This window comes from Pseudomonas sp. S3_A03 (assembly GCF_054668275.1).
Genome location: NZ_CP162753.1, coordinates 2318935 through 2342362, shown reverse-complemented (window position 1 = coordinate 2342362; position 23428 = coordinate 2318935). Strand labels below are relative to the sequence as shown.

Genomic DNA, 23428 nt, shown 5'->3' with positions numbered 1-23428 from the left:
CGTAGGTTCTCTAGGCCACACCCGGCGGTTGCCAGGGCCGGAAGCCGCAGCATCCAATCAACGAGGATTTCGTCATGGCATTATCAGTAAACACCAACATCACTTCCCTGGGTGTCCAGAAGAACCTGAACAAAGCTTCCGACGCTCTGAGCCAGTCGATGAACCGTCTGTCCTCCGGCCTGAAAATCAACAGCGCCAAAGACGACGCTGCCGGCATGCAGATCGCCAACCGTCTGAACAACCAGGTCAAAGGCCTGAACGTTGCAATCTCCAACGCCAACAACGGCGTGTCGATTGCCCAGACCGCTGAAGGCGCGATGCAAGAATCCACCAACACCCTGCAGCGTCTGCGTGAACTCGCCCTGCAAGCGGCGAACGGTGATAAAAGCGACGCTGACCGTGTTTCCCTGCAGCAAGAATTCACCGCTAAAGTGGGCGAGCTGAACCGTATCGCCAGCACCACCACCTTCGGTGGTCGTAACCTGCTGGATGGCTCGTTCAACAACGTAGCATTCCAGATCGGCGCCAACGCCAACGAGACTATCTCGTTCGGTATGACCGATATCAGCTCTACCGCTCTGAAAGGTAACTACAAAGAAGCTGCCGTAAACGGCGCTGCAATGACTGGCCTAGCTGCTACCGCTACTGGTTCGGTTGTTGGCGATAAGGCAACTGTTACAGGTTCCGCCGCTGCGACTGCACTTGCTGCTGGTGATGCAATTACCATTAACGGTACTTCAATCACTCTGGCCACTGGTGCAGTTGCTGCTGGTGCAGCTGCTGGTACCGCTGCTGTCGCCGCTATCAACGCACAAACAGCAACCACTGGCGTTACCGCAAGCACAACCGCTGCAGGCATTGTCTCTCTGTCTTCCAGCAGTGCAATCACCATTGGTGCCACCCCAGCTACCGGTCCTACCGCTCTGGGCATGACAGCTGGTACTACCGCTGCCGCTACCCCGACCACTCTGGCTGCTGCCGGTTCGGTTTCTGTAAATGGCAACAACGTGACTTGGGCTGCGAACGCTACCATCGCCAGCGTCGTAACAAGCCTGACAACCGCTGCCGGTACTGGTGGTACTGCATCGTTCACCAACGGTCGTTTCCAGGTGACCTCTGGTCAGGGCGCTGACATCAAGCTGGCCAACAACACCAGCGGTTCTCTGTCGCAGTTGGGTCTGTCCGCCGGTACTACTCAGGCCAAGTTGACCGCAGATACCTCGATCAGCCTCAACGGTGTTGAAGTCAAGTTCAAGAAAGGCGATACCGCTGACGCGATCGTTTCTTCGATCAACAGCGCCAGCACCGGTGTTCAAGCCAGCAAAAACGCTGACGGCACTCTGAACTTGTTCGCTGACAAAGACATTACCGTTAAAGACGGCAGCGCAGGTACTGGCCTGGCTGCACTGGGTCTGACCACTGTCGCTGCTGCCGGCACCAAGGCTGCTGTGACCATGGAAACCACCGTTTCCGACCTGAACATCCTGACTGCCGCTTCTTCGCAGCAGGCTATCCAGGCTCTGGACGACGCCATGCAGCAGATCGACAGCCAGCGTTCGCAGCTGGGTGCCGTACAAAACCGCTTCGCCAGCACCGTGGCCAACCTGCAGAGCATTTCGCAGAACTCCTCCGCTGCCAAAGGCCGCGTAGAAGACGCTGACTTTGCTTCTGAAGCTGCTGAACTGACCAAGCAACAAACCCTGCAACAGGCTTCCACTGCGATCCTGTCCCAGGCCAACCAACTGCCATCCTCTGTTCTGAAGCTGCTTCAGTAATAGGCGGTAGCGGTTAAATAACGGGAGGGTGCGTTTAACAACGTGCCCTTCCGTTTTTTCAGTTTGGAGGTGGTGACATGGACATGAGCATCAAGCTGAACACGCCTTACCTCTCTGGCACAGTCCAGCCCAGCGCCACACCCGTGGTCGCTCAGGCCAAGCCTGCAGCCAGCATTGAGCCAGTCCAAGGCGAAGAGCCACAGCGCGTTGCGCTGGAAAAAGCGGTAACCGATATACGTGAGTTTGTGCAGGCTTCACAGCGCAACCTGGATTTTTCCATCGATGACTCCACCGGCAAAGTGGTCGTCAAGGTGATCGCCACTGACAGTGGTGAAGTAATTCGACAGATTCCATCGGAAACTGCGCTGAAGTTGGCGCAGAACCTGAGCGATGCCAGCAGCCTGTTGTTTGACAGCAAGGCTTGAGTTGGCACGAAACATGTTTCTGATTGCGGTCAGGGCGCGCTCGCGCCAAAAAAACGGCCGCTGCAGAACAAGGAGAATGGCAAATGGCTAGTTCAACGATTTCCGGCCCAGGTTCGGGCTATGACACCCAGGCTATCGTCAAGGCATTGGTGGGGGCTGAACAGGCACCCAAGCAAGCTCAGATCACCAGCGAGCAGAAAAAGGCCACCGTGCAGCTGTCTGCGGTTGGTTCGGTCAAGACGGCGCTGGAAGCCTACCAGGCGGCGATCACCAAGTTGAACAATGCCTCGGCCTTCAACGGTCTGGCGGCGACTTCTTCGGAAGAGAAAAACGCTAAGGTCACCCTGACTGACGGTGCGTCCAGCGGCAAATACCGATTGGAAATTGCCAGCCTAGCCACGGCCTCGAAAGTCACTACAGCCGTCAATGCGGACGGCGCATCGGGCAAGGCCAACAGCACGGACGAAGACCAGACGCTGACCATCAACCAGTCGGGCAAGAGCTACGACGTGGTGATTCCGGGCGGCGCGACCTTGCAGCAGGTGCGCGAGTCCATCAATGCCCAGTTCTCGTCCCAGGGCATCAGCGCCAACGTGCTGAGTGACTCCAACGGCGCGCGCCTCGTGTTGACCTCGACCAATATGGGTGAAGGCACCGACATCACCCTGACAGGCGACTCGCAACTGGCTGTCGGTTATGACAAGGGTGCGGCGCCGACTAACGCCAAATACTCCATTGATGGCGTTGCCATGTCATCCACCAGCAACAAGATCACGAATGCCATCAGTGGCGTGACCCTGGATCTGTTGGACACATTCGACATCGCCAAGCCGACGACTATCACCGTGTCCAGTAACACCGACACGCTGAAAACCTCGGTGCAGTCCTTCGTTACCGCGTACAACGCCCTGATGACGGCCGTCAACACCCAGACCAAAGTCACCGCGACCGGCGACGCCTCGACCACCACCGCAGGCGCGTTGACCGGCGATGCCTCGATGCGTCAATTGGTGAACAGCCTGCGTTCCGAACTGGTGAGCGGCTCCGGCGCGGGCACCATGACCAGCCTGGCGCAGATGGGGATCACCACTGACCAGAAAACCGGCCTGCTGAGCCTGGACGATACGGCGTGGAACAAGGCGGTGGTCAAGGGCGCTGGCGATATTGCCAAGCTGTTCACAGGCGACACTGGCTTGATCACGCGCATGAACAAGGCGACCAGCAGCTACGTGGGCACCACGGGCACCCTGGCGACCCGTGCCACTGATCTGAATAACAAGTTGACCGACTTGACCAAAGAGACGGACGACCTGACACGGCGTATGGATGCTTTGCAAAAATCCCTGACGGCCAAGTACACCGCCATGGACACCATGATCGCGCAGATCAACTCCAGCAGCTCCAGCATCATGACCACCCTCAACTCGCTGAATAATCCGAAGTCGAGCTGATGGGCGGTGCGCCGGCAGGCCCTGCTTCAGGGCCCTGGCGCGTGGTTCTGGATTAAAGTTTTAGCCGCCACGGTCGAAAAACTGGTTAAGCAAACCTATTCGATTGTCGCCAGTAACGAGGTAGCAACATGAACCCGATGAGAGCCCTTCGCCAGTACCAGAAGGTCAATTCCCATGCTCAGGTCTCCGAGGCCAGCCCGCATCGCCTGGTGCAGATGCTGATGGAAGGCGGTCTGGATCGTATGGCGCAGGCCAAGGGGGCGTTGAGTCGCGGTGATATTGCACAAAAAGGGCTGATGCTGGGCAAGGCAATTGAAATTATTTCCGGCCTGCGCGATGGGCTGGAGCCGGAGAAAGCTGAAGATCCGGCAGCCATACAGCGTCTGGATGCGCTGTATAACTACATGGGCAATCGTTTGGTAGAGGCTAATCAGGTCAATGATGCCGACATGATCGACGAAGTCGCCCGTCTGCTGATCACAGTCAAGACCGGCTGGGATGCCATCGCTCCACAATAAGGCGGATCGCCTTGAGGTACGCATCATGAGCCAAGCACTGCAACGCATCGACGAAACCCGCGAAGCCCTGATCGGCGCGCTGGCTGAGCGCAACTGGGAGGCCGTTGGCGAGTTGGACCTGGGATGCCGCGCGGCGATTGATGAGGTGCTCAGTGAGCCACCGGTGGACGAAGCTGCATTGCGCGAGAAGCTAGAGAGCCTGTTGGCGGTTTACCAGCAGTTGCTCGAGGTGACGACGGGCGAGCGCCAGGCGATTTTTGAAGAGATGTCGCAGATCAACCAAGCGAAGAATGCGTCAAAGGTCTACCATCTTTTCGGCTGAGCAGACGCAGTTAATCCAACCGGCGCGTCATAAATTTGACCGTGCCAGCTTTTTTGACTTAACTAGTGCTGTTTTCAGAGTTCAGACGTCTATAGAGTACGAAGTCCTACAGCCGTCTCGATTGCCCTTACACCGGGCAGGAAGTTTTACTAGGGAAGTTGCTATTGCATGTGGCGTGAAACCAAAATTCTGCTGATTGATGACGATAGCGTCCGTCGCCGCGACTTGGCGGTGATTTTAAATTTTCTTGGCGAAGAAAATTTGCCCTGCGGTAGCCATGATTGGCAGCAGGCTGCGAGCTCATTGTCATCGAGCCGTGAAGTCATTTGTGTACTGATCGGGACGGTAAATGCTCCTGGCGCTGTTTTGGGCTTGTTAAAGACACTGTCTACCTGGGATGAGTTCCTTCCGGTGTTGCTGATCGGCGATATTTCTTCTGTCGAGCTGCCGGAAGACCAGCGCCGCCGTGTGCTTTCCACCCTGGAAATGCCACCCAGCTACAGCAAATTGCTCGATTCCCTGCACCGTGCCCAGGTCTATCGCGAGATGTACGACCAGGCCCGCGAGCGCGGTCGCCACCGCGAACCCAACCTGTTCCGCAGCCTGGTCGGCACCAGCCGTGCCATCCAGCACGTGCGCCAGATGATGCAGCAAGTGGCCGATACCGACGCCAGCGTGCTGATCCTCGGCGAGTCGGGCACCGGCAAGGAAGTGGTCGCGCGCAACCTGCACTACCATTCCAAGCGTCGCGACGGGCCGTTTGTGCCGGTCAACTGCGGGGCGATCCCGGCAGAGTTGCTTGAAAGTGAGTTGTTCGGCCACGAGAAGGGCGCCTTTACCGGGGCGATCACCAGCCGTGCCGGGCGTTTCGAGCTGGCCAACGGCGGCACCCTGTTCCTTGACGAAATCGGCGACATGCCGCTGCCGATGCAGGTCAAGCTGCTGCGCGTGTTGCAGGAACGTACGTTCGAACGCGTGGGCAGCAACAAGACCCAGAGCGTCGACGTGCGCATCATTGCCGCGACCCACAAGAACCTCGAAAGCATGATCGAGGTCGGCAGCTTCCGCGAAGACCTTTACTACCGCCTCAACGTCTTCCCTATCGAGATGGCCCCGCTGCGTGAGCGCGTGGAAGACATCCCGCTGCTGATGAACGAATTGATCTCGCGCATGGAACACGAAAAACGCGGCTCGATTCGCTTCAATTCCGCCGCGATCATGTCCCTGTGCCGTCATGGCTGGCCGGGCAACGTCCGTGAACTGGCCAACCTGGTGGAGCGCATGGCGATCATGCACCCCTACGGTGTGATCGGCGTGGTCGAGTTGCCGAAGAAATTCCGCTATGTCGACGACGAAGACGAGCAAATGGTCGACAGCCTGCGCAGCGACATGGAAGAGCGAGTGGCCATCAACGGCCATGCGCCGGACTTCGCGTCCACCGCCATGCTGCCGCCGGAAGGCCTGGACCTCAAAGACTACCTCGGCAACCTGGAACAAGGCTTGATCCAACAGGCCCTGGACGACGCCAACGGCATCGTCGCCCGTGCCGCCGAGCGCTTGCGCATCCGCCGAACCACCCTGGTGGAGAAGATGCGCAAGTACGGTATGAGCCGTCGCGAAGGTGATGAACAGGCGGATGATTGACGCCTGTTTTTCAACTGACTGATTTATAGCTGGTTTTTTTTAGGCACGGGTATTGCTACAGCCCTCGCAACGTTCCGTTTAACTGACGGTCAGCCAAGCGAGAGAGCATGATGCCCCACGCCGCCCAACTTCCTTCGGCCCCTGCCATCCAGGGGCTGGTTCCGCCTGTAGAACCGCTGGCCCGGCAGGGGCTTGAGCACGCGTTCTCGCAGTTCAGCCAGATGTCGAGCCAACTGAGCGATTCCTACAGCCTGCTGGAAGCCCGAGTATCCGAGCTCAAGGGCGAACTGGCGGTGGTCAGCGCCCAGCGCATGGAAGAGCTGGCCGAGAAAGAGCGCCTGGCCAACCGTTTGCAAAACCTGCTGGATTTGTTGCCCGGTGGCGTCATCGTCATCGACGACCAGGGCCGCGTGCGCGAAGCCAACCCGGCAGCCTGCGACCTGCTCGGCCTGCCGCTGGAAGGCGAGCTGTGGCGTCATGTCATCACCCGCTGCTTTGCGCCGCGTGAAGACGACGGCCACGAAATCTCCCTCAAGGACGGGCGCCGCCTGTCTATCGCCACGCGTTCTCTGGATGCCGAGCCCGGTCAGTTGGTGCTGCTCAATGACCTGACTGAAACCCGTCACCTGCAAGACCAACTGGCGCGCCACGAGCGTTTGTCGTCGTTGGGACGCATGGTTGCTTCGTTGGCCCATCAGATCCGCACGCCATTGTCGGCGGCGTTGATCTATGCCAGCCATTTGACCGACGAGCAGTTGCCCGCCGCCACCCACCAACGTTTTGCCGGGCGCCTCAAAGAGCGCCTGCACGAGTTGGAGCATCAGGTGCGCGATATGCTGGTGTTCGCCCGTGGCGAATTGCCGCTGACCGACCGCGTCACCCCCGGCCAGTTGATGCAGGCCCTGCAAGCGGCGGCCTCCACGCATATCCAGGATGCCCACGTGCGCTGGCAATGCGACAGCCACCTTGGTGAGTTGCTGTGCAACCGCGACACCCTGGTGGGCTCGCTGCTCAACCTGATCGAAAACGCCATCCAGGCCAGCGGCCCCGGCGTGCGGCTCAAGGTGCACCTGTACCACCGCGAGCAAACCCTGCGCCTGTGCATCAGCGACAACGGCAGCGGCATTGAGCCGACCGTGTTGCGACGCCTCGGCGAACCCTTTTTTACCACCAAGACCAACGGCACCGGGCTGGGCCTGACCGTGGTCAAGGCCGTGGCGCGTGCCCATCAGGGAGAATTGCAACTGCGTTCCCGTGTCGGGCGTGGCACTTGTGCATTGATGACCTTGCCGCTGTTTTCATGCGCGGCAAGCGCGGAGTAAAAGGAAATGGCTATCAAGGTTCTATTGGTCGAAGACGATCGCGCCCTGCGTGAAGCATTGGCTGACACGCTGCTGCTGGCGGGCCATGACTACCGTGCGGTCGGTTCCGCCGAGGACGCCTTGGAAGCGGTGGAACAAGAGGCCTTCAGCCTGGTGGTCAGCGACGTGAATATGCCCGGCATGGACGGCCATCAGTTGCTGGGCCTGCTGCGCGCGCGCCAGCCGCAACTGCCGGTGTTGCTGATGACCGCCCACGGTGCCGTGGAGCGGGCGGTGGACGCCATGCGCCAAGGCGCGGCGGATTATTTAGTCAAGCCGTTCGAGCCCAAGGCGCTGATCGAACTGGTGGCGCGGCATGCCCTGGGCGTGGTCGCGGCCGGCGAAGGTGAAGGCCCGATTGCGTTCGAGCCGGCCAGCGCGCAATTGCTCGACCTGGCGGCCCGTGTCGCACGCAGTGATTCCACGGTGCTGATTTCCGGCGAGTCGGGTACCGGTAAAGAGGTGCTGGCGCGGTATATCCACCAGCAATCGACCCGCGCCACGCAACCGTTTATCGCCATCAACTGCGCGGCGATCCCCGACAACATGCTCGAAGCCACGTTGTTCGGTCACGAAAAGGGCTCGTTCACCGGTGCCATCGCGTCCCAGGCGGGCAAGTTCGAACAGGCCGACGGCGGCACCCTGCTGCTCGATGAAATCTCGGAAATGCCCCTGGGCCTGCAAGCCAAGCTGCTGCGGGTGTTGCAGGAGCGCGAAGTGGAGCGGGTGGGCGCGCGCAAGCCGATCCAATTGGATATCCGGGTGATCGCTACGACCAACCGCGACCTCGCCGGCGAAGTGGCGGCGGGGCGTTTCCGTGAAGACCTGTTCTACCGGCTCTCGGTATTTCCGCTGGCCTGGCGCCCGCTGCGCGAGCGTCCGGCGGACATCCTCCCGCTGGCCGAGCGCCTGCTGAATAACCACGTCAAAAAAATGAAGCACGCCCAGGCACGGCTGTCGGCCGAGGCCCAGGCGTGCCTGGTCGGTTACCCATGGCCCGGCAACGTGCGTGAACTGGACAACGCCATCCAGCGTGCGTTGATCCTGCAGCAGGGCGGCCTGATCCAGCCCCAGGATTTTTGCCTGGCCATGGGCAGCGGCGCCGCGCCGCTGCCCACGTTGGCCGCCGCGCCGGTGGTTGCCGAGGCGGAGTCTGCCGGTGCCCTGGGCGACGACCTGCGCCGTCGCGAGTTCCAGATGATCATCGACACCCTGCGCGCCGAGCGCGGCCGCCGCAAAGAGGCGGCTGAACGCCTGGGTATCAGCCCGCGCACCCTGCGCTACAAGCTGGCGCAAATGCGTGATGCCGGGATGGATGTGGAGGCGTATCTGTTTGCCACCTGACTTCGCCCTATAGCCATTGGTCTCTACACAACGTTGGCGTGGGTTTGAACCTGTGGCGGTTCGGGCGCAGACGACTATCTAACTGATGCCCCGCGACTAAAAATGTGGGAGGGGGCTTGCCCCCGATGGCGGCGTGTCAGGCGACTATTTTTTGGATCTGACCGAGTACATATCCGTTTCTGCGGTAACGGCGGCTATTGGTTCCGCTTTTACAGCGGGTCACTTTTGGAAAAGAGCCCCAAAAGTAACCAAAGGGCTCTTGCCCCAACACTCGGCCCCTCGCTTAGGCTCGGTGTGCCCGAACCTGCGTTCGCCCAGCGTGTTTGACGGGGCGCCTTAGATCAAGATCAAAAGCCAGAGCAACAGCCTGCAGTCGTGTAGATACCCATGCCTATAGCCGGTAACAATTTGGACAAGCTTTGTCGCCTTTTCTTACGAGCTGATAGGAATCTGGCACCCTTGTTGCTACCTCCCCAGGTAAGTACGGCGTAGCGTCAAAAAAATACGGGTTGTCGGAGAGAGAAAGGTCATGAGCCAGGGTATTGAGTTCAATCGGTTGATGTTGGATATGCGCTCCATGCAGATGGATGCCATGGCTCAACCGAAATCCGTCGCGCCAGCGCCGGAATTGGGCCAAAGCAGCTTTGCCGACATGCTCGGCCAGGCGATCAACAAAGTCAGTGATACCCAGCAAGCCTCCAGCCAGTTGGCCAATGCGTTCGAGATCGGCAAAAGTGGCGTGGACCTTACCGATGTGATGGTTGCCTCGCAAAAGGCCAGCGTCTCCTTCCAGGCCCTGACCCAAGTGCGCAACAAGCTGGTTCAGGCCTATCAAGACATCATGCAGATGCCGGTTTAAGGGCGAGATTTAAATCATGGCAGAAGCAGTCTCCGACAACGTCCCCGCCAAGGCAGACGGCAAACCGCCGCTGTTTGGCCTGTCGTTCCTGGAAAACCTCTCGGAAATGACCATGTTGCGTCAGGTGGGCCTGTTGGTCGGCCTGGCTGCCAGCGTGGCGATTGGTTTTGCCGTGGTGTTGTGGTCGCAGCAACCCGATTACCGGCCGCTGTACGGCAGCCTGGCGGGCATGGATTCCAAGCAGATCATGGAAACCCTGGCCGCCGCCGACATCGCTTATACCGTGGAGCCCAACTCCGGCGCGCTGCTGGTCAAGGCCGATGACGTGGCCCGCGCGCGCATGAAGCTCGCCGCCGCCGGCGTGACCCCGTCCGACAGCAACATCGGTTTTGAGATCCTCGACAAGGACCAGGGCCTGGGTACCAGCCAGTTCATGGAAGCCACCCGCTACCGTCGTGGCCTGGAAGGCGAGTTGGCGCGCACCATTTCCAGCTTGAACAACGTCAAGGGTGCCCGCGTGCACCTGGCCATTCCAAAAAGCTCGGTGTTTGTGCGCGATGAACGCAAGCCAAGTGCTTCGGTATTGGTCGAGCTGTTTTCCGGCCGCTCCCTGGAGCCTGGCCAGGTCATGGCGATCATCAATCTGGTGGCCACCAGCGTTCCCGAGCTGAGCAAGTCTCAGATCACCGTGGTCGACCAGAAGGGCAACCTGCTGTCCGACCAGGCCGAGAACTCGGCATTGACCATGGCCGGCAAGCAGTTCGACTACAGCCGCCGTATGGAAAGCATGCTCACCCAGCGTGTGCATAACATCTTGCAGCCGGTGCTGGGCAACGACCGCTACAAGGCTGAAGTGTCCGCCGACGTGGACTTCAGCGCGGTCGAGTCGACCTCCGAGCAGTTCAACCCAGACCAGCCGGCCCTGCGCAGTGAGCAGTCCACCAGCGAACAACGTACCGCCAGCAATGGCCCGCAAGGTGTGCCGGGGGCCCTGAGCAACCAGCCACCATCGCCGGCCTCGGCACCGCAAACCACCGGCGGCGCCACAGCCGCTGCGGGCGCGATCCAGCCTGGGCAGCCACTGTTGGACGCCAACGGTCAGCAGATCATGGACCCGGCCACCGGCCAACCGATGCTCGCCCCGTACCCGGCGGACAAGCGGAACCAGTCCACCAAGAACTTCGAACTCGACCGCTCCATCAGCCACACCAAGCAACAACAAGGGCGCGTCAATCGCCTGTCGGTGTCGGTGGTGGTCGATGACCAGGTCAAGGTCAACCCCGCTGACGGCGTGGTCACCCGCGCTCCGTGGAGCGCCGACGAATTGGCGCGCTTCACACGCCTGGTGCAGGACGCCGTTGGTTTTGATGCCAGCCGGGGTGACAGCGTCAGCGTGATCAACATGCCGTTCTCCGCCGAGCGTGGCGAAACCATCGCCGAGCCTGCGTTCTACTCGCAGCCGTGGTTCTGGGACATCGTCAAGCAAGTGCTGGGTGTGTTGTTCATCCTGGTGCTGGTGTTCGGCGTGCTGCGTCCGGTGCTCAATAACATCACCGGCAACGGCAAGAAACAACAACTGGCGGCCTTTGGTGGCGGCGACGTGGAGCTGGGTGGCATGGGCGGCCTGGACGGCGAACTGGCCAACGACCGCGTCAGCCTCGGCGGCCCGCAAAGCATTCTGTTGCCAAGCCCGAGCGAAGGTTACGACGCTCAGTTGAACGCAATCAAAAGTCTGGTGGCAGAAGACCCGGGCCGTGTGGCCCAGGTCGTGAAAGAGTGGATTAACGCAGATGAGTGATCGAGCCGCAGTTGCCAAACTCTCCCGGGTCGACAAAGCCGCAGTACTGCTGCTGTCGCTGGGTGAAACCGACGCCGCCCAAGTGCTGCGCCACATGGGCCCCAAAGAGGTCCAGCGCGTGGGCGTGGCCATGGCGCAGATGCGCAATGTGCACCGTGAGCAAGTCGAACAGGTGATGAGCGAGTTCGTCGAGATCGTCGGCGACCAGACCAGCCTGGGCGTCGGTTCCGACAGCTACATCCGCAAGATGCTCACCTCGGCCCTGGGCGAAGACAAAGCCAACGGCCTGATCGACCGCATCCTGCTGGGCGGCAACACCAGCGGCCTGGACAGCCTCAAGTGGATGGAGCCGCGCGCCGTCGCCGACGTGATCCGCTACGAGCACCCGCAAATCCAGGCGATCGTGGTGGCGTACCTCGACCCCGACCAGGCCGGTGAAGTGCTCGGCCACTTCGACCATAAGGTGCGCCTGGACATCATCCTGCGCGTGTCATCGCTGAACACCGTACAGCCGGCGGCCTTGAAAGAATTGAACACGATTCTGGAAAAGCAGTTCTCCGGCAACTCGAACGCCTCGCGCACCACCCTGGGTGGTATCAAGCGCGCGGCCGACATCATGAACTTCCTCGACAGCTCGGTCGAAGGCCAGTTGATGGACTCGATCCGCGAGATCGACGACACCCTGTCCGGCCAGATCGAAGACCTGATGTTCGTGTTCAACAACCTCTCCGATGTCGACGACCGTGGCATCCAGGCGTTGCTGCGCGAAGTGTCCTCCGACGTGCTGGTATTGGCCCTCAAGGGGTCCGACGAAGGCGTCAAGGAGAAGATCTTCAAGAACATGTCCAAACGTGCTTCCGAGCTGCTGCGCGACGACCTCGAGGCCAAGGGGCCGGTGCGTGTCAGCGACGTGGAAACCGCGCAGAAAGAAATCCTCACCATTGCCCGCCGTATGGCCGAAGCCGGAGAAATCGTTCTCGGTGGGAAGGGCGGCGAAGAAATGATCTAAGGCGCCACGCATGTCGAACAAAGATGAGGCGCCCAGCGATCTGATTCGCGCACGGGATGTCGGTGGGTTCGACATCTGGTCGTTGCCCAGTTTCGACCCGCATGTGCCGGAGCCCGAGCCGGAACCGGTGGTCGAACTGCCGGTGGAAATGGAAGAAGTGCCGCTGGAAGAAGTCCAGCCACTGACCCTGGAAGAGTTGGAAAGCATCCGTCAGGAGGCCTACAACGAAGGCTTCGCCGCCGGTGAGAAAGACGGCTTTCGCAGCACCACCCTCAAAGTGCGCCAGGAAGCCGAGGCGGCGTTGAGCGTCAAGCTGGGCAGCCTGGAGCGCTTGATGGGCGGGCTGTTCGAGCCCATCGCCGAGCAGGACTCGCAGATCGAAAAAGCCATGGTGCGCCTGGTGGAGCACATCGCCCGCCAAGTGATCCAGCGCGAACTGGTGCTGGACTCCAGCCATATTGAAAGCGTGATGCGCGAGGCCCTCAAGCTGCTGCCCCTGGGCGTCGGCAATGTGCGCTTGTACATCAACCCGCAGGATTTCGAGCAGGTCAAAGCCCTGCGCGAGCGCCATGAAGAAACCTGGCGCATCGTCGAAGATGCGGCCTTGCAGCCCGGTGGATGCCGGGTCGAGACCGAACACAGCCGCATCGATGCCACGGTGGAAACCCGCATCAGTCAGATCATGGCCAAGCTGTTGGACCAACAGCACGAGCAAGCGCTGAACCCGGCCGAACCCGACCTGAGCGTGGACCTGGACGCCGCCGATGCGCCTTGATCGCACCAGCTTCGCCAAGCGCCTGGGCGGCTACGTCGAGGCCACCGAGTTGCCCGGCCAGCCGATCCTCGAAGGGCGTCTGTTGCGCATGGTCGGCCTGACGCTCGAAGCCGAAGGCCTGCGTGCCGCCATGGGCAGCCGCTGCATGGTGATCAACGACGACAGCTACCACCCGGTGCAGGTGGAGGCTGAAGTGATGGGCTTCTCCGGCAACAAGATTTTCCTGATGCCGGTCGGCAGCCTGGCGGGCATCGCCCCCGGTGCGCGTGTAGTGCCACTGGCCGATACCGGCCGCCTGCCCATGGGCATGAGCATGCTCGGCCGTGTGCTCGACGGTGCCGGCCGCGCGCTGGACGGCAAGGGCGGCATGAAGGCCGAAGATTGGGTGCCGATGGACGGGCCGACCATCAACCCCCTCAACCGTAACCCCATCAGCGTGCCGCTGGACGTGGGTATTCGCAGCATCAACGGTTTATTGACGGTCGGCCGTGGCCAGCGTCTGGGCCTGTTCGCCGGTACCGGCGTGGGCAAGTCGGTGTTGCTGGGCATGATGACCCGCTTTACCGAGGCCGACATCATCGTGGTCGGGCTGATCGGCGAGCGGGGCAGGGAAGTCAAGGAGTTCATCGAGCACAGCCTCGGTGAAGAAGGCCTCAAGCGCTCGGTGGTGGTCGCCTCGCCTGCGGACGATGCGCCGCTGATGCGCTTGCGCGCTGCCATGTACTGCACGCGCATTGCCGAATATTTTCGCGACAAGGGCAAGAACGTCCTGTTGCTGATGGACTCGCTCACGCGTTTCGCCCAGGCCCAGCGGGAAATCGCCCTGGCCATCGGCGAGCCGCCCGCCACCAAAGGCTACCCGCCGTCGGTGTTCGCCAAGCTGCCCAAGCTGGTGGAGCGTGCCGGTAACGCCGAGGCCGGTGGCGGTTCGATCACCGCGTTCTATACCGTTTTGTCCGAAGGCGACGACCAGCAGGACCCGATTGCCGACTCGGCGCGGGGCGTGCTCGACGGCCACATCGTGCTGTCGCGGCGCCTGGCGGAGGAAGGGCACTACCCGGCCATTGATATCGAAGCGTCCATCAGCCGGGTGATGCCGGCGGTGGTCACGCCCGAGCATATGACCCGCGCGCAGCAGTTCAAGCAGCTGTGGTCGCGCTATCAACAGAGTCGTGACCTGATCAGCGTCGGTGCCTACGTGGCCGGTGGTGATCGCGACACCGACCTGGCGATCGCCCTGCAGCCGCAGTTGGTGACCTACCTGCGCCAGGGCCTCAATGACAAGATCAGCATGGGTGAAAGCGAAGCGCATTTGCAGTCCATTTTTGCCCCTGCGCCAGGCGGCTAAGCCATGGCCAACAGCCGCGCCGCGCGCCTGGCTCCCGTGGTGGAGATGGCCGAAAAGGCCGAGAAAACCGCGGTTCAGCGCCTGGGTTACTTCCAAGGCCAGGTACGCCTGGCCGAAAGCAAGCTGGGCGACCTGGAGCGCTTTCGCAGCGAGTACCAGCAGCAATGGATCGAACGCGGCACAAAGGGCGTGTCGGGCCAGTGGTTGATGGGCTACCAGGGCTTTCTCAACCAGTTGGAAACGGCGGTCGCCCAGCAGCGCCAGAGCCTGGCCTGGCATCAGAACAATCTCGATAAAGCCCGCGAAAGCTGGCAAGCGGCGTTTGCCAGGGTCGAGGGGCTGCGCAAGCTGGTGCAGCGCTATATCGACGAGGCGCGAGCGCTGGAAGACAAGCGCGAGCAAAAACTGCTCGACGAATTATCACAACGCCTTCCGCGCCAACAACAGTTCTAACTACGCCCGGCAGGAAAAAATGGGGGGCTTGCTCCCACATTTGATTTGTTGTGTTGCCCACTTCCGGTTCACCTGCTAAACCTTGTGTGTATCTCAATGACAAGGAAGCTGTCATATGTCAGTCGAGTCAGAAGTATCCCTGGATGGGAAGAAGTTGACGATTGCAATCAAGGGCCGGTTCGATTTCGGCAGTCACCGGGCGTTTCGAGATTCATATGAGCGTTTCTACAAGGTTCCCGAGACTTACATCGTCGACCTGAAAGAAACCACCTACATGGACAGCTCGGCCCTGGGCATGCTCCTGCTGTTGCGCGACCACGCGGGCGGTGACGACGCGGAAGTCAGGGTTATCAACACCCACTCCGACGTGCGCAAGATCCTCGCCATCTCCAACTTCGACAAGCTGTTCGATATCAATTGAGAGTCCTGGCCCCAGTCTCCGAGCCGCTGAGCATTCTGATCGCCGAAGACAGCGCGGCCGACCTGTTGCTGCTGTCGACTATCGTGCGGCGCCAGGGTCACCACGTGCTCACCGCCACCAACGGCGAGGAAGCCGTGGAAGTCTTTGCCCGCGCGCGTCCGCACTTGGTGCTGATGGACGCCATGATGCCGGTGATGGACGGTTTTATCGCCGCGCGATGGATCAAGCAGTTGGCGGGTGAAGCGCTGGTCCCGATTATTTTTCTGACCTCTCTGAGCGAAAGCGCCGACCTCGCCGAATGCCTGGATGCGGGTGGCGATGATTTCCTGCCCAAGCCCTACAACGCATTGATCCTGGCGGCCAAGATCAATGCCATGGACCGCCTGCGCCGCCTGCAAGCCACGGTGCTGGAGCAGCGCGACCTGATCGCCAAGCACAATGATTACCTGCTGCACGAGCAGCGGGTGGCCAAGGCGGTGTTCGACAAGGTCGCGCATTCGGGCTGTATCAACGCCGCGCCGAATATCCGCTATCTGCAATCGCCCTATGCGCTGTTCAACGGTGATTTATTGCTGGCGGCCTACACGCCGTCCGGCGATATGCACGTGCTGCTCGGCGACTTCACCGGGCACGGCCTGCCGGCGGCGGTGGGCGCCATGCCCCTGGCCGAAGTGTTCTATGGAATGACCGCCAAAGGCTATGGCCTGGCGCAAACCCTGCGGGAGATGAACGCCAAGCTCAAACGCATCCTGCCGGTGGACATGTTCTGCTGCGCCACGCTGCTGTGCCTGAGCACCCAGCGGCGCGTGGTCGAGGTGTGGAACGGCGGCATGCCCGACGGCTATGTGCATGAAGTGGCCAGCGGCAAGCGCACGCCGCTGCAATCGCGGCATTTGCCCTTGGGGGTGCTGTCGCCGCAAGCGTTCGATGACCGCACCGAAGTCTGGCCGATGGCGCTTGGCGACCGGGTGTTCCTGCTCTCCGACGGTGTACTGGAGACGGCCGATGCCAATGAGCAACTGTTTGGCACGCAGCGTTTGCATCAGGTGTTCGCCGCCAACCGCGAGCCGGACCGCCTGTTCGAAGATATCGAACAGGCGCTGGCCGCGTTTCGTGGTGAGGCGCGCGATGACGTAAGCATGGTGGAAATCACCCTGGAGCCCGGCCCGGCGGTGCGCGTGACGGGGCCGCTGTATGCCGACAGCGGCCAGTCGTGCCCGCTGGATTGGTCGGTGGATTTCGAGTTCAGGGCCGACACCCTCAAGCGCTACAACCCGTTGCCTTATCTGCTGCAGCTGTTGCTGGAGATCCATGGCCTGCGCGAGCAGAGCGGGGCGCTCTATAGCGTGATGGCCGAGTTGTATTCCAACGCCCTGGAGCATGGCGTGCTTGGCCTGGACTCGCGGCTCAAACGCGATGCCGAGGGTTTCGCCGAGTACTACCGCCAGCGCAATGACCGCCTGGCGCAGTTGAGCGATGGGTACGTGCGGGTGCGCATCCACGTGGTGCCGACCGCGACGGGCGGCAAAATGACCCTGTGCCTGGAGGACAGCGGCGCGGGGTTCGACGTGGAGCAGGTGCTGGCCCGACCGTTGGATACGGACCGCCTGTCCGGCCGGGGCTTGAGCCTGGTGCGCCAATTGAGCAGCGATGTAGGCTGGTCTGACGGTGGGCGCAGCGTCTGCGTAGAGTTTTGCTGGGAGGCTCTGGCATAATCCGCCGATTCTTGATCAAGGAGCGAGCAAGTGGCTGAGATTCATTTGGACCCGCAGGTGTTGTCGGGTTTGCAGGAAGTCATGGAAAGTGAGTATCCCAAGCTGCTCGACACCTTTCTTGACGACTCCCAGAAACGCGTCGAAGCGCTGCGCAAGGCGCGTGACGATGCCAAAGCGCTGGGGCGGATCGCGCATAGCTTCAAGGGCAGCAGCAGCAACCTGGGGGCGGTGCGGCTGGCCGATCTTTGCCGGCGACTGGAAGACGGGTCGGCCGAACCTGCCCACATAGACCTGGGGAAGCTGGTGAACGAGATTGACCTTGAGTTCGCCCTGGTTCGGCCTTTGTATGAGCGCGAGCGGCAACGGTTTCAGCTGTGATGGCAGGTTAATCGCGAACCTGGCCCGACTCTTGCTCTACCTCCTGATACTGCATCCCCGATCCCCATGCAGTGGAGACCTTTACCTATGCCAGTCGCTCCCAATTCGCTGCTTCAGACTGCCGCCGCGGCCAAACCCCAGGCACCTGCCGCCAACCCGCCGGTGGTAGCCGCGGAGCCACGGGACAAGGGCCCAGGCTTCGCTCAAGTGTTTGCCAGCCAAGGCTCGAAACCGACGGTAAAGGGCGACGATACCCCGACCAAGCCGATGCGCGACAAGACCGCCGATGCCGCCGCCAAACCGGCAGCCGGCAGCGACAAGCCTGCCGCCAGCAAACCGGCGGTTGCCGATAGCGGCAATAGCTTGCCTGCCAAGCCGGCGGCCACCTCCGATGACAGCGCCAGTACGGATGAGGCGGCGCCGGTTGACCCGACCCTGGCGCAACAGCCTGCGGTTGACCCGGTGGTCGATCCGGCGTTGGTAGCCACCGTCACCCCGGTGGCGGTACCGGTTCCCGTCGAGACGCCGGCACCCGCCGCTGCGCCGACTGATCCCAAGGCGCAGGTTGCCGCGCCGATCACGGCCACCGATGAGATCAAGCCCGCCTTCGACCCCGCGGCCGACCCGCTGGATGCGATGCCGGCCGTGCGCCTGGCGATGGAGCAGGGCGGGCATGTGTCGGCCAGCAGTCAGGCCTCGGCCAAGACTGCGCCGCCGCCCGCCCAGGATCAGCCGACCGCCGCGCAGAATTTCGCCGCCGGCCTGGCCGGCATGGTCGACCAGCAGGCCACCAAGGACAGCACCGACCAGGGCGGCGACAAAGCTTTTACCGGGCTGATCGAAGAGGGCCTCAAGGACCTCAAGGGCGCCAGCAGCGACACCCGTGTCGACGACTTCGCCAATCGCCTGGCGGCACTGACCCAGGCGGCCACGCCGAAAACCGCCAACGCCTTGCCGCCGGTGGCCAACGCACCGTTGGCCATGCACCAGAGCGGCTGGACCGACGAAATCGTCAACCGTGTGATGTACCTGTCCAGCGCCAACCTCAAATCGGCGGAGATCCAATTACAGCCCGCCGAACTCGGACGCCTGGATATCAAAGTCAACATGACCGCCGATCAACAGGCCCAGGTCAACTTCATGAGCGCCCACCCGGTGGTGCGTGAAGCGCTGGAAAGCCAGTCCGGCCGCCTGCGGGAAATGTTCGCGCAGCAGGGCATGGGCCAGGTGGACGTCAACGTTTCCGACCAGTCCCGTGGCCAGGAGCAACAACAACAGCAGGCCCAGACCCGTGGTGTGAGCGGCAGCGGCGGGCGCGGTGGTGATAATGGCGATGGCGGCAACCCCATTGATGTGGCTGAGGCCGTGGCGCCCCTGACCTCAACCGTGATCGGCTCCAGCGCCGTGGACTACTACGCCTGACCTGAGCCTGGCGTAGGACAAAATGTGGGAGGGGGCTTGCCCCCTCCCACATTTGCTTTGGGGTGTGCTTTCGTCTGCGACTTGCCGGACAACTCTGGCATAACACTTGCTCTTGCCTTTGCGTAGATCTATGAATCCCCGAATAGTGACGGATTATTGGCATGGCGAAGAGCGACGACGCAGCAAAAGCACCCGCAGGCAAAGGTAAGCTCAAGCTTATCCTGTTGATAGTCGTGGGCCTGCTCCTGGCCATCGGCGCTTCGGTGGGTGGCACCTGGTACATCATGCACAGCAGTGCAAGCAAACCGGCGCCGGTTGCCGAAACCGCCAGTAACGCCAAGCAACCGGCTATCTTCGAACCGATGCTTCCGGCCTTTGTCGCCAACTTCAACCAGAACGGTCGCCAACGCTATTTGCAGGTGAGCATTACCTTGCTGGCGCGCAACCAGTCGGACCTGGACGCACTCAAGGTGCACATGCCGGTGATCCGCAACAACCTGGTCATGCTGTTCTCCGCCCAGAGCTTCGACACCCTGGCCACTCCGGTGGGCCAGGAAATGCTGCGTCAGAAGGTCACTGCCAGTGTGCAGGAAGTGGCCCAGAAGGAACTCGGCAAAGTCGTGATCGAGCAGGCGCTCTTCACTAACTTCGTATTGCAGTAGGATCACGACATGGCCGTGCAAGACCTGCTGTCCCAGGATGAAATCGACGCGCTGCTGCATGGTGTGGACGATGGTCTGGTACAGACCGAAATGGTTGCCGACCCCGGCAGCGTCAAAAGTTATGACCTCACCAGCCAGGATCGTATCGTCCGTGGGCGCATGCCGACCCTGGAGATGATCAACGAGCGTTTTGCCCGTTATACCCGCATCAGCATGTTCAACATGCTGCGCCGTTCGGCGGACGTGGCGGTGGGCGGCGTGCAGGTGATGAAGTTCGGCGAGTACGTGCACTCGCTGTACGTGCCCACCAGCCTCAACCTGGTCAAGATCAAGCCGCTGCGCGGCACCGCGTTGTTCATCCTCGACGCCAAACTGGTGTTCAAGCTGGTGGATAACTTCTTCGGCGGTGACGGCCGTCACGCCAAGATCGAAGGGCGCGAATTCACCCCAACCGAATTGCGCGTGGTGCGCATGGTGCTGGAGCAAGCCTTCATCGATTTGAAGGAAGCCTGGCAGGCGATCATGGAAGTCAATTTCGAGTACATCAACTCGGAAGTGAACCCGGCCATGGCCAACATCGTCGGCCCCAGCGAAGCGATTGTGGTGTCCACCTTCCACATCGAACTCGATGGCGGCGGCGGCGACCTGCACGTGACCATGCCGTACTCGATGATCGAGCCGGTGCGCGAGATGCTCGACGCCGGTTTCCAGTCCGACCTGGACGACCAGGACGAGCGTTGGGTCAAGGCCCTGCGCGAAGACCTGCTGGACGTCGACGTACCGCTGAGCGCCACCGTGGCCCGTCGCCAGTTGCGCCTGCGAGATATTTTGCATATGCAACCGGGGGACATCATTCCCGTCGAGTTGCCGGAAGAAATGATCATGCGCGCCAACGGCGTGCCGTCGTTCAAGGTCAAGCTTGGTTCCCACAAGGGCAACCTGGCGCTGCAGGTGGTGGAGTCGATCACTCGTCGTTGACGCCACCCGTTTGAAACATCCCTATTTATGAATGTTTGCTCCGCCGAGGACATGTAATGGCTACCGAACACGAAAACACTTCCGCCGAAGACCAGGCTCTGGCTGACGAATGGGCGGCTGCCCTGGAAGAAACCGGCGAAGTTGGCCAGGACGATATCGACGCACTGCTGGCCGCTGACGCCGCCACCGCGCCTGCCGGCAACCGCCTGCAAATGGAAGAATTCGGCAGCGTGCCCAAGAACAACGAGCCGGTGAGCCTGGACGGTCCGAACCTGGACGTGATTCTCGACATTCCGGTGTCGATTTCCATGGAAGTGGGCAGCACCGACATCAACATCCGCAACCTGCTGCAACTCAACCAGGGTTCGGTGATCGAGTTGGACCGCCTGGCCGGCGAGCCGTTGGACGTACTGGTCAACGGCACCCTGATTGCCCACGGTGAAGTGGTGGTGGTCAACGAGAAGTTCGGCATCCGCCTGACTGACGTGATCAGCCCAAGTGAACGCATCAAGAAGTTGCGCTGATATGAAACGGCTGATGGTGGGACTGTTGGTCGCGCTGCCACTGGATGCCTGGGCCGCCGAGCCGGTGGTGCAGGCCGTCGCCGCGCCGGTTACCGGCAGCGTCGCAGGGCAATTGACACAACTGGTGTTGGGCCTGCTGCTGGTGGTCGGTGTAATTTTCGTGCTGGCCTGGCTGATGCGCCGCGTGCAGAGCATCGGCCCGGGCAACGCCCAGGTGATTGAGCTGGTCGGCTCGCGTGCGCTTGGTCCGCGTGATCGGCTGGTGCTGGTGCAGGTAGGCGAGGAGCAGATCCTGCTGGGCATCACCCCTGGCCGCATCACCCCGCTGCACGTGCTCAAGACGCCGGTACAAACCACCCAATCCCAGCCCGCCACGCCCGAATTCGCTCAGCGCCTCATGGAGTTGCTGGGCAAGGATCAGAAGGATAAGAAGTAATGCGCGTTTTATTGACGCTCATGCTGTTGCTGGCTGCGCCGTTGGCGTTTGGCGCCGATCCGTTGTCGATCCCGGCCATTACGCTGGGTACCAACGCCGCCGGGGCCCAGGAATATTCGGTCAGCCTGCAGATCCTGCTGATCATGACCGCGCTGAGTTTTATTCCGGCGTTCGTCATGCTGATGACCAGTTTCACGCGGATCATCATTGTGTTCTCGATCCTGCGCCAGGCACTGGGCCTGCAACAGACGCCATCGAACCAGATCCTCACCGGCATGGCGCTGTTCTTGACGATGTTCATCATGGCGCCGGTGTTCGACAAGGTGAACCAGCAAGCCCTGCAACCGTACCTCGCGGAAAAAATGACGGCCCAGGATGCAATCGACAAGGCGCAGGGGCCGATTAAGGATTTTATGCTGTCGCAGACCCGTTCCAGCGACCTTGAGCTGTTTATGCGTCTATCCAAACGTACCGATATCGCCACCCCGGACCAGGCGCCGCTGACCATTCTGGTGCCGGCATTCGTGACCTCGGAACTCAAGACGGCGTTCCAGATCGGCTTCATGATTTTTATCCCGTTCCTGATTATCGACCTGGTGGTGGCGAGCGTGCTGATGGCCATGGGGATGATGATGCTCTCGCCGCTGATCATTTCGTTGCCGTTCAAGATCATGCTGTTTGTGCTGGTGGATGGCTGGGCGCTGATTATCGGCACCTTGGCCGGCAGCTTCGGCGGGGTATAGCGCGATGACTCCAGAAGTAGCCGTTGACCTGTTCCGTGAAGCGCTGTGGCTGACCACCATGATGGTCGCGGTGCTGGTGGTACCGAGCCTGTTGGTGGGCCTGCTGGTGGCGATGTTCCAGGCCGCGACGCAGATCAACGAACAGACCTTGAGCTTTTTGCCGCGCCTGCTGGTGATGCTGGTCACGCTGATTGTCGCCGGCCCGTGGCTGGTGCAGACCTTCATGGAATACATCCTGCAGTTGTACGGCAGTATTCCGCAGTTGATCGGCTGATCCGATGAACTCGCTGCTGGCGTTGACCGATACCCAGATCAGTACCTGGGTGGCTTCGTTCATCCTGCCGTTGTTCCGTGTGACGGCCATGTTGATGGCTATGCCGGTGTTCGGCACGACCTTGGTGCCACGGCGTATTCGCCTGTATTTCGCGGTGGCGATTACCGTGGTGATCGTGCCGGGGTTGCCGCCGATGCCGCCGGTCAATGCGCTGGACCTGAGCGCGTTGCTGCTGATCGCCGAGCAGGTGTTGATCGGTGCCATGCTGGGGTTTTCCCTGTCGCTGTTTTTTCAGGCGTTCGTGATTGCCGGGCAGATCATTTCGATCCAGATGGGCATGGGTTTCGCGTCCATGGTCGACCCCACCAACGGCGTGTCGGCGGCGGTGATCGGGCAATTTCTGACCATGCTGGTGACCTTGCTGTTCCTGGCCATGAACGGCCACTTGGTGGCGTTCGAGGTGCTGACCGAAAGCTTCACCACCCTGCCGGTGGGCTCGGGGCTGGTGGTCAATCACTTCTGGGAAGTGGTGGGGCGCCTGGGCTGGGTGTTGGGCGCGTCCCTGTTGTTGGTACTGCCGGCGATCACTGCGCTGCTGGTGGTCAATATCGCGTTCGGCGTAATGACCCGCGCCGCGCCGCAACTGAACATCTTCTCCATTGGTTTCCCATTGACCCTCGTATTGGGCATGTGGATTTTCTGGATCGGCATGGCCGACATTCTCAATCAGTATCAACCGCTGGCGACCGATGCCCTGCAGTTCTTACGTGACCTGGCACGGGCGCGCTGAGCC

Annotated in this window: 25 protein-coding genes; all 25 read left to right on the top strand. The window is 61.2% G+C overall.

Annotated features, from left to right (window positions below; genetic code table 11):
- Positions 1-74: 74 nt before the first annotated feature.
- Positions 75-1775 carry a flagellin N-terminal helical domain-containing protein gene (locus AB4O25_RS10540; RefSeq protein ID WP_135196173.1) on the top strand — a complete coding sequence of 567 codons (1701 nt, stop codon included), beginning with the start codon at positions 75-77 and terminating at the stop codon, positions 1773-1775.
- Between the two features lie 77 nt (positions 1776-1852).
- Positions 1853-2200, top strand: a complete 348-nt coding sequence (locus AB4O25_RS10535) for a flagellar protein FlaG (protein ID WP_017527609.1) — start codon at positions 1853-1855, stop codon at positions 2198-2200.
- Between the two features lie 83 nt (positions 2201-2283).
- A complete protein-coding gene (gene fliD, locus AB4O25_RS10530; protein ID WP_017527610.1) occupies positions 2284-3651 on the top strand; it encodes a flagellar filament capping protein FliD in 1368 nt (455 codons plus the stop codon).
- 128 nt (positions 3652-3779) lie between these two features.
- The gene (gene fliS, locus AB4O25_RS10525; RefSeq protein ID WP_017527611.1) at positions 3780-4169 is read left to right on the top strand and encodes a flagellar export chaperone FliS; all 390 of its coding nucleotides are present in this window, start codon (positions 3780-3782) and stop codon (positions 4167-4169) included.
- A 25-nt stretch (positions 4170-4194) separates the two neighbouring features.
- Complete coding sequence (gene fliT / locus AB4O25_RS10520) at positions 4195-4491, top strand: flagellar protein FliT (RefSeq protein WP_017527612.1); 297 nt, start codon at positions 4195-4197, stop codon at positions 4489-4491.
- Positions 4492-4659: 168 nt separating this feature from the next.
- Positions 4660-6135: a sigma-54 dependent transcriptional regulator gene (locus tag AB4O25_RS10515; protein ID WP_017527613.1), complete on the top strand. Its 1476-nt coding sequence runs from the start codon at positions 4660-4662 to the stop codon at positions 6133-6135.
- 110 nt (positions 6136-6245) lie between these two features.
- Positions 6246-7457, top strand: a complete 1212-nt coding sequence (locus AB4O25_RS10510; protein WP_068938087.1) for a sensor histidine kinase — start codon at positions 6246-6248, stop codon at positions 7455-7457.
- Between the two features lie 6 nt (positions 7458-7463).
- Positions 7464-8840, top strand: coding sequence for a sigma-54-dependent transcriptional regulator (locus AB4O25_RS10505; RefSeq protein ID WP_017527615.1), 1377 nt, complete (start codon positions 7464-7466; stop codon positions 8838-8840).
- Positions 8841-9369: 529 nt separating this feature from the next.
- The gene (fliE, locus tag AB4O25_RS10500) at positions 9370-9699 is read left to right on the top strand and encodes a flagellar hook-basal body complex protein FliE (protein ID WP_015885194.1); all 330 of its coding nucleotides are present in this window, start codon (positions 9370-9372) and stop codon (positions 9697-9699) included.
- 16 nt (positions 9700-9715) lie between these two features.
- Positions 9716-11497, top strand: coding sequence for a flagellar basal-body MS-ring/collar protein FliF (fliF, locus tag AB4O25_RS10495; protein ID WP_017527616.1), 1782 nt, complete (start codon positions 9716-9718; stop codon positions 11495-11497).
- The gene (fliG, locus tag AB4O25_RS10490) at positions 11490-12506 is read left to right on the top strand and encodes a flagellar motor switch protein FliG (RefSeq protein WP_017527617.1); all 1017 of its coding nucleotides are present in this window, start codon (positions 11490-11492) and stop codon (positions 12504-12506) included. The genes fliF and fliG overlap by 8 nt, the downstream gene beginning before the upstream one ends.
- A 10-nt stretch (positions 12507-12516) precedes the next feature.
- Complete coding sequence (gene fliH / locus AB4O25_RS10485; RefSeq protein ID WP_065878070.1) at positions 12517-13281, top strand: flagellar assembly protein FliH; 765 nt, start codon at positions 12517-12519, stop codon at positions 13279-13281.
- The gene (gene fliI, locus AB4O25_RS10480) at positions 13271-14629 is read left to right on the top strand and encodes a flagellar protein export ATPase FliI (protein WP_017527619.1); all 1359 of its coding nucleotides are present in this window, start codon (positions 13271-13273) and stop codon (positions 14627-14629) included. The genes fliH and fliI overlap by 11 nt, the downstream gene beginning before the upstream one ends.
- A 3-nt stretch (positions 14630-14632) precedes the next feature.
- Complete coding sequence (fliJ, locus tag AB4O25_RS10475; protein WP_017527620.1) at positions 14633-15082, top strand: flagellar export protein FliJ; 450 nt, start codon at positions 14633-14635, stop codon at positions 15080-15082.
- Positions 15083-15197: 115 nt separating this feature from the next.
- On the top strand, positions 15198-15503 hold the full coding sequence (locus AB4O25_RS10470; RefSeq protein WP_017527621.1) for an STAS domain-containing protein: 306 nt from the start codon (positions 15198-15200) through the stop codon (positions 15501-15503).
- Positions 15500-17218, top strand: a complete 1719-nt coding sequence (locus AB4O25_RS10465; RefSeq protein WP_460063361.1) for an ATP-binding SpoIIE family protein phosphatase — start codon at positions 15500-15502, stop codon at positions 17216-17218. Before AB4O25_RS10470 ends, AB4O25_RS10465 begins: the two co-directional genes overlap by 4 nt.
- 30 nt (positions 17219-17248) lie before the next feature.
- Positions 17249-17596, top strand: coding sequence for an Hpt domain-containing protein (locus AB4O25_RS10460; RefSeq protein WP_017527623.1), 348 nt, complete (start codon positions 17249-17251; stop codon positions 17594-17596).
- An 87-nt stretch (positions 17597-17683) separates the two neighbouring features.
- On the top strand, positions 17684-19018 hold the full coding sequence (locus AB4O25_RS10455; protein WP_065878066.1) for a flagellar hook-length control protein FliK: 1335 nt from the start codon (positions 17684-17686) through the stop codon (positions 19016-19018).
- A gap of 161 nt (positions 19019-19179) precedes the next feature.
- Positions 19180-19680, top strand: coding sequence for a flagellar basal body-associated protein FliL (fliL, locus tag AB4O25_RS10450; RefSeq protein ID WP_017527625.1), 501 nt, complete (start codon positions 19180-19182; stop codon positions 19678-19680).
- Positions 19681-19689: 9 nt separating this feature from the next.
- Positions 19690-20658 carry a flagellar motor switch protein FliM gene (gene fliM, locus AB4O25_RS10445; RefSeq protein WP_017527626.1) on the top strand — a complete coding sequence of 323 codons (969 nt, stop codon included), beginning with the start codon at positions 19690-19692 and terminating at the stop codon, positions 20656-20658.
- Between the two features lie 56 nt (positions 20659-20714).
- Positions 20715-21182, top strand: coding sequence for a flagellar motor switch protein FliN (gene fliN / locus AB4O25_RS10440; protein ID WP_017527627.1), 468 nt, complete (start codon positions 20715-20717; stop codon positions 21180-21182).
- A gap of 1 nt (position 21183) precedes the next feature.
- The gene (fliO, locus tag AB4O25_RS10435; protein WP_017527628.1) at positions 21184-21618 is read left to right on the top strand and encodes a flagellar biosynthetic protein FliO; all 435 of its coding nucleotides are present in this window, start codon (positions 21184-21186) and stop codon (positions 21616-21618) included.
- On the top strand, positions 21618-22361 hold the full coding sequence (fliP, locus tag AB4O25_RS10430) for a flagellar type III secretion system pore protein FliP (protein ID WP_017527629.1): 744 nt from the start codon (positions 21618-21620) through the stop codon (positions 22359-22361). The genes fliO and fliP overlap by 1 nt, the downstream gene beginning before the upstream one ends.
- Positions 22362-22365: 4 nt before the next feature.
- On the top strand, positions 22366-22635 hold the full coding sequence (gene fliQ, locus AB4O25_RS10425; RefSeq protein ID WP_003175300.1) for a flagellar biosynthesis protein FliQ: 270 nt from the start codon (positions 22366-22368) through the stop codon (positions 22633-22635).
- A gap of 4 nt (positions 22636-22639) precedes the next feature.
- Positions 22640-23425 (top strand): flagellar biosynthetic protein FliR, encoded by a 786-nt coding sequence (gene fliR, locus AB4O25_RS10420; RefSeq protein ID WP_017527630.1) that lies wholly within the window; start codon positions 22640-22642, stop codon positions 23423-23425.
- The last annotated feature ends 3 nt before the right edge of the window (positions 23426-23428 follow it).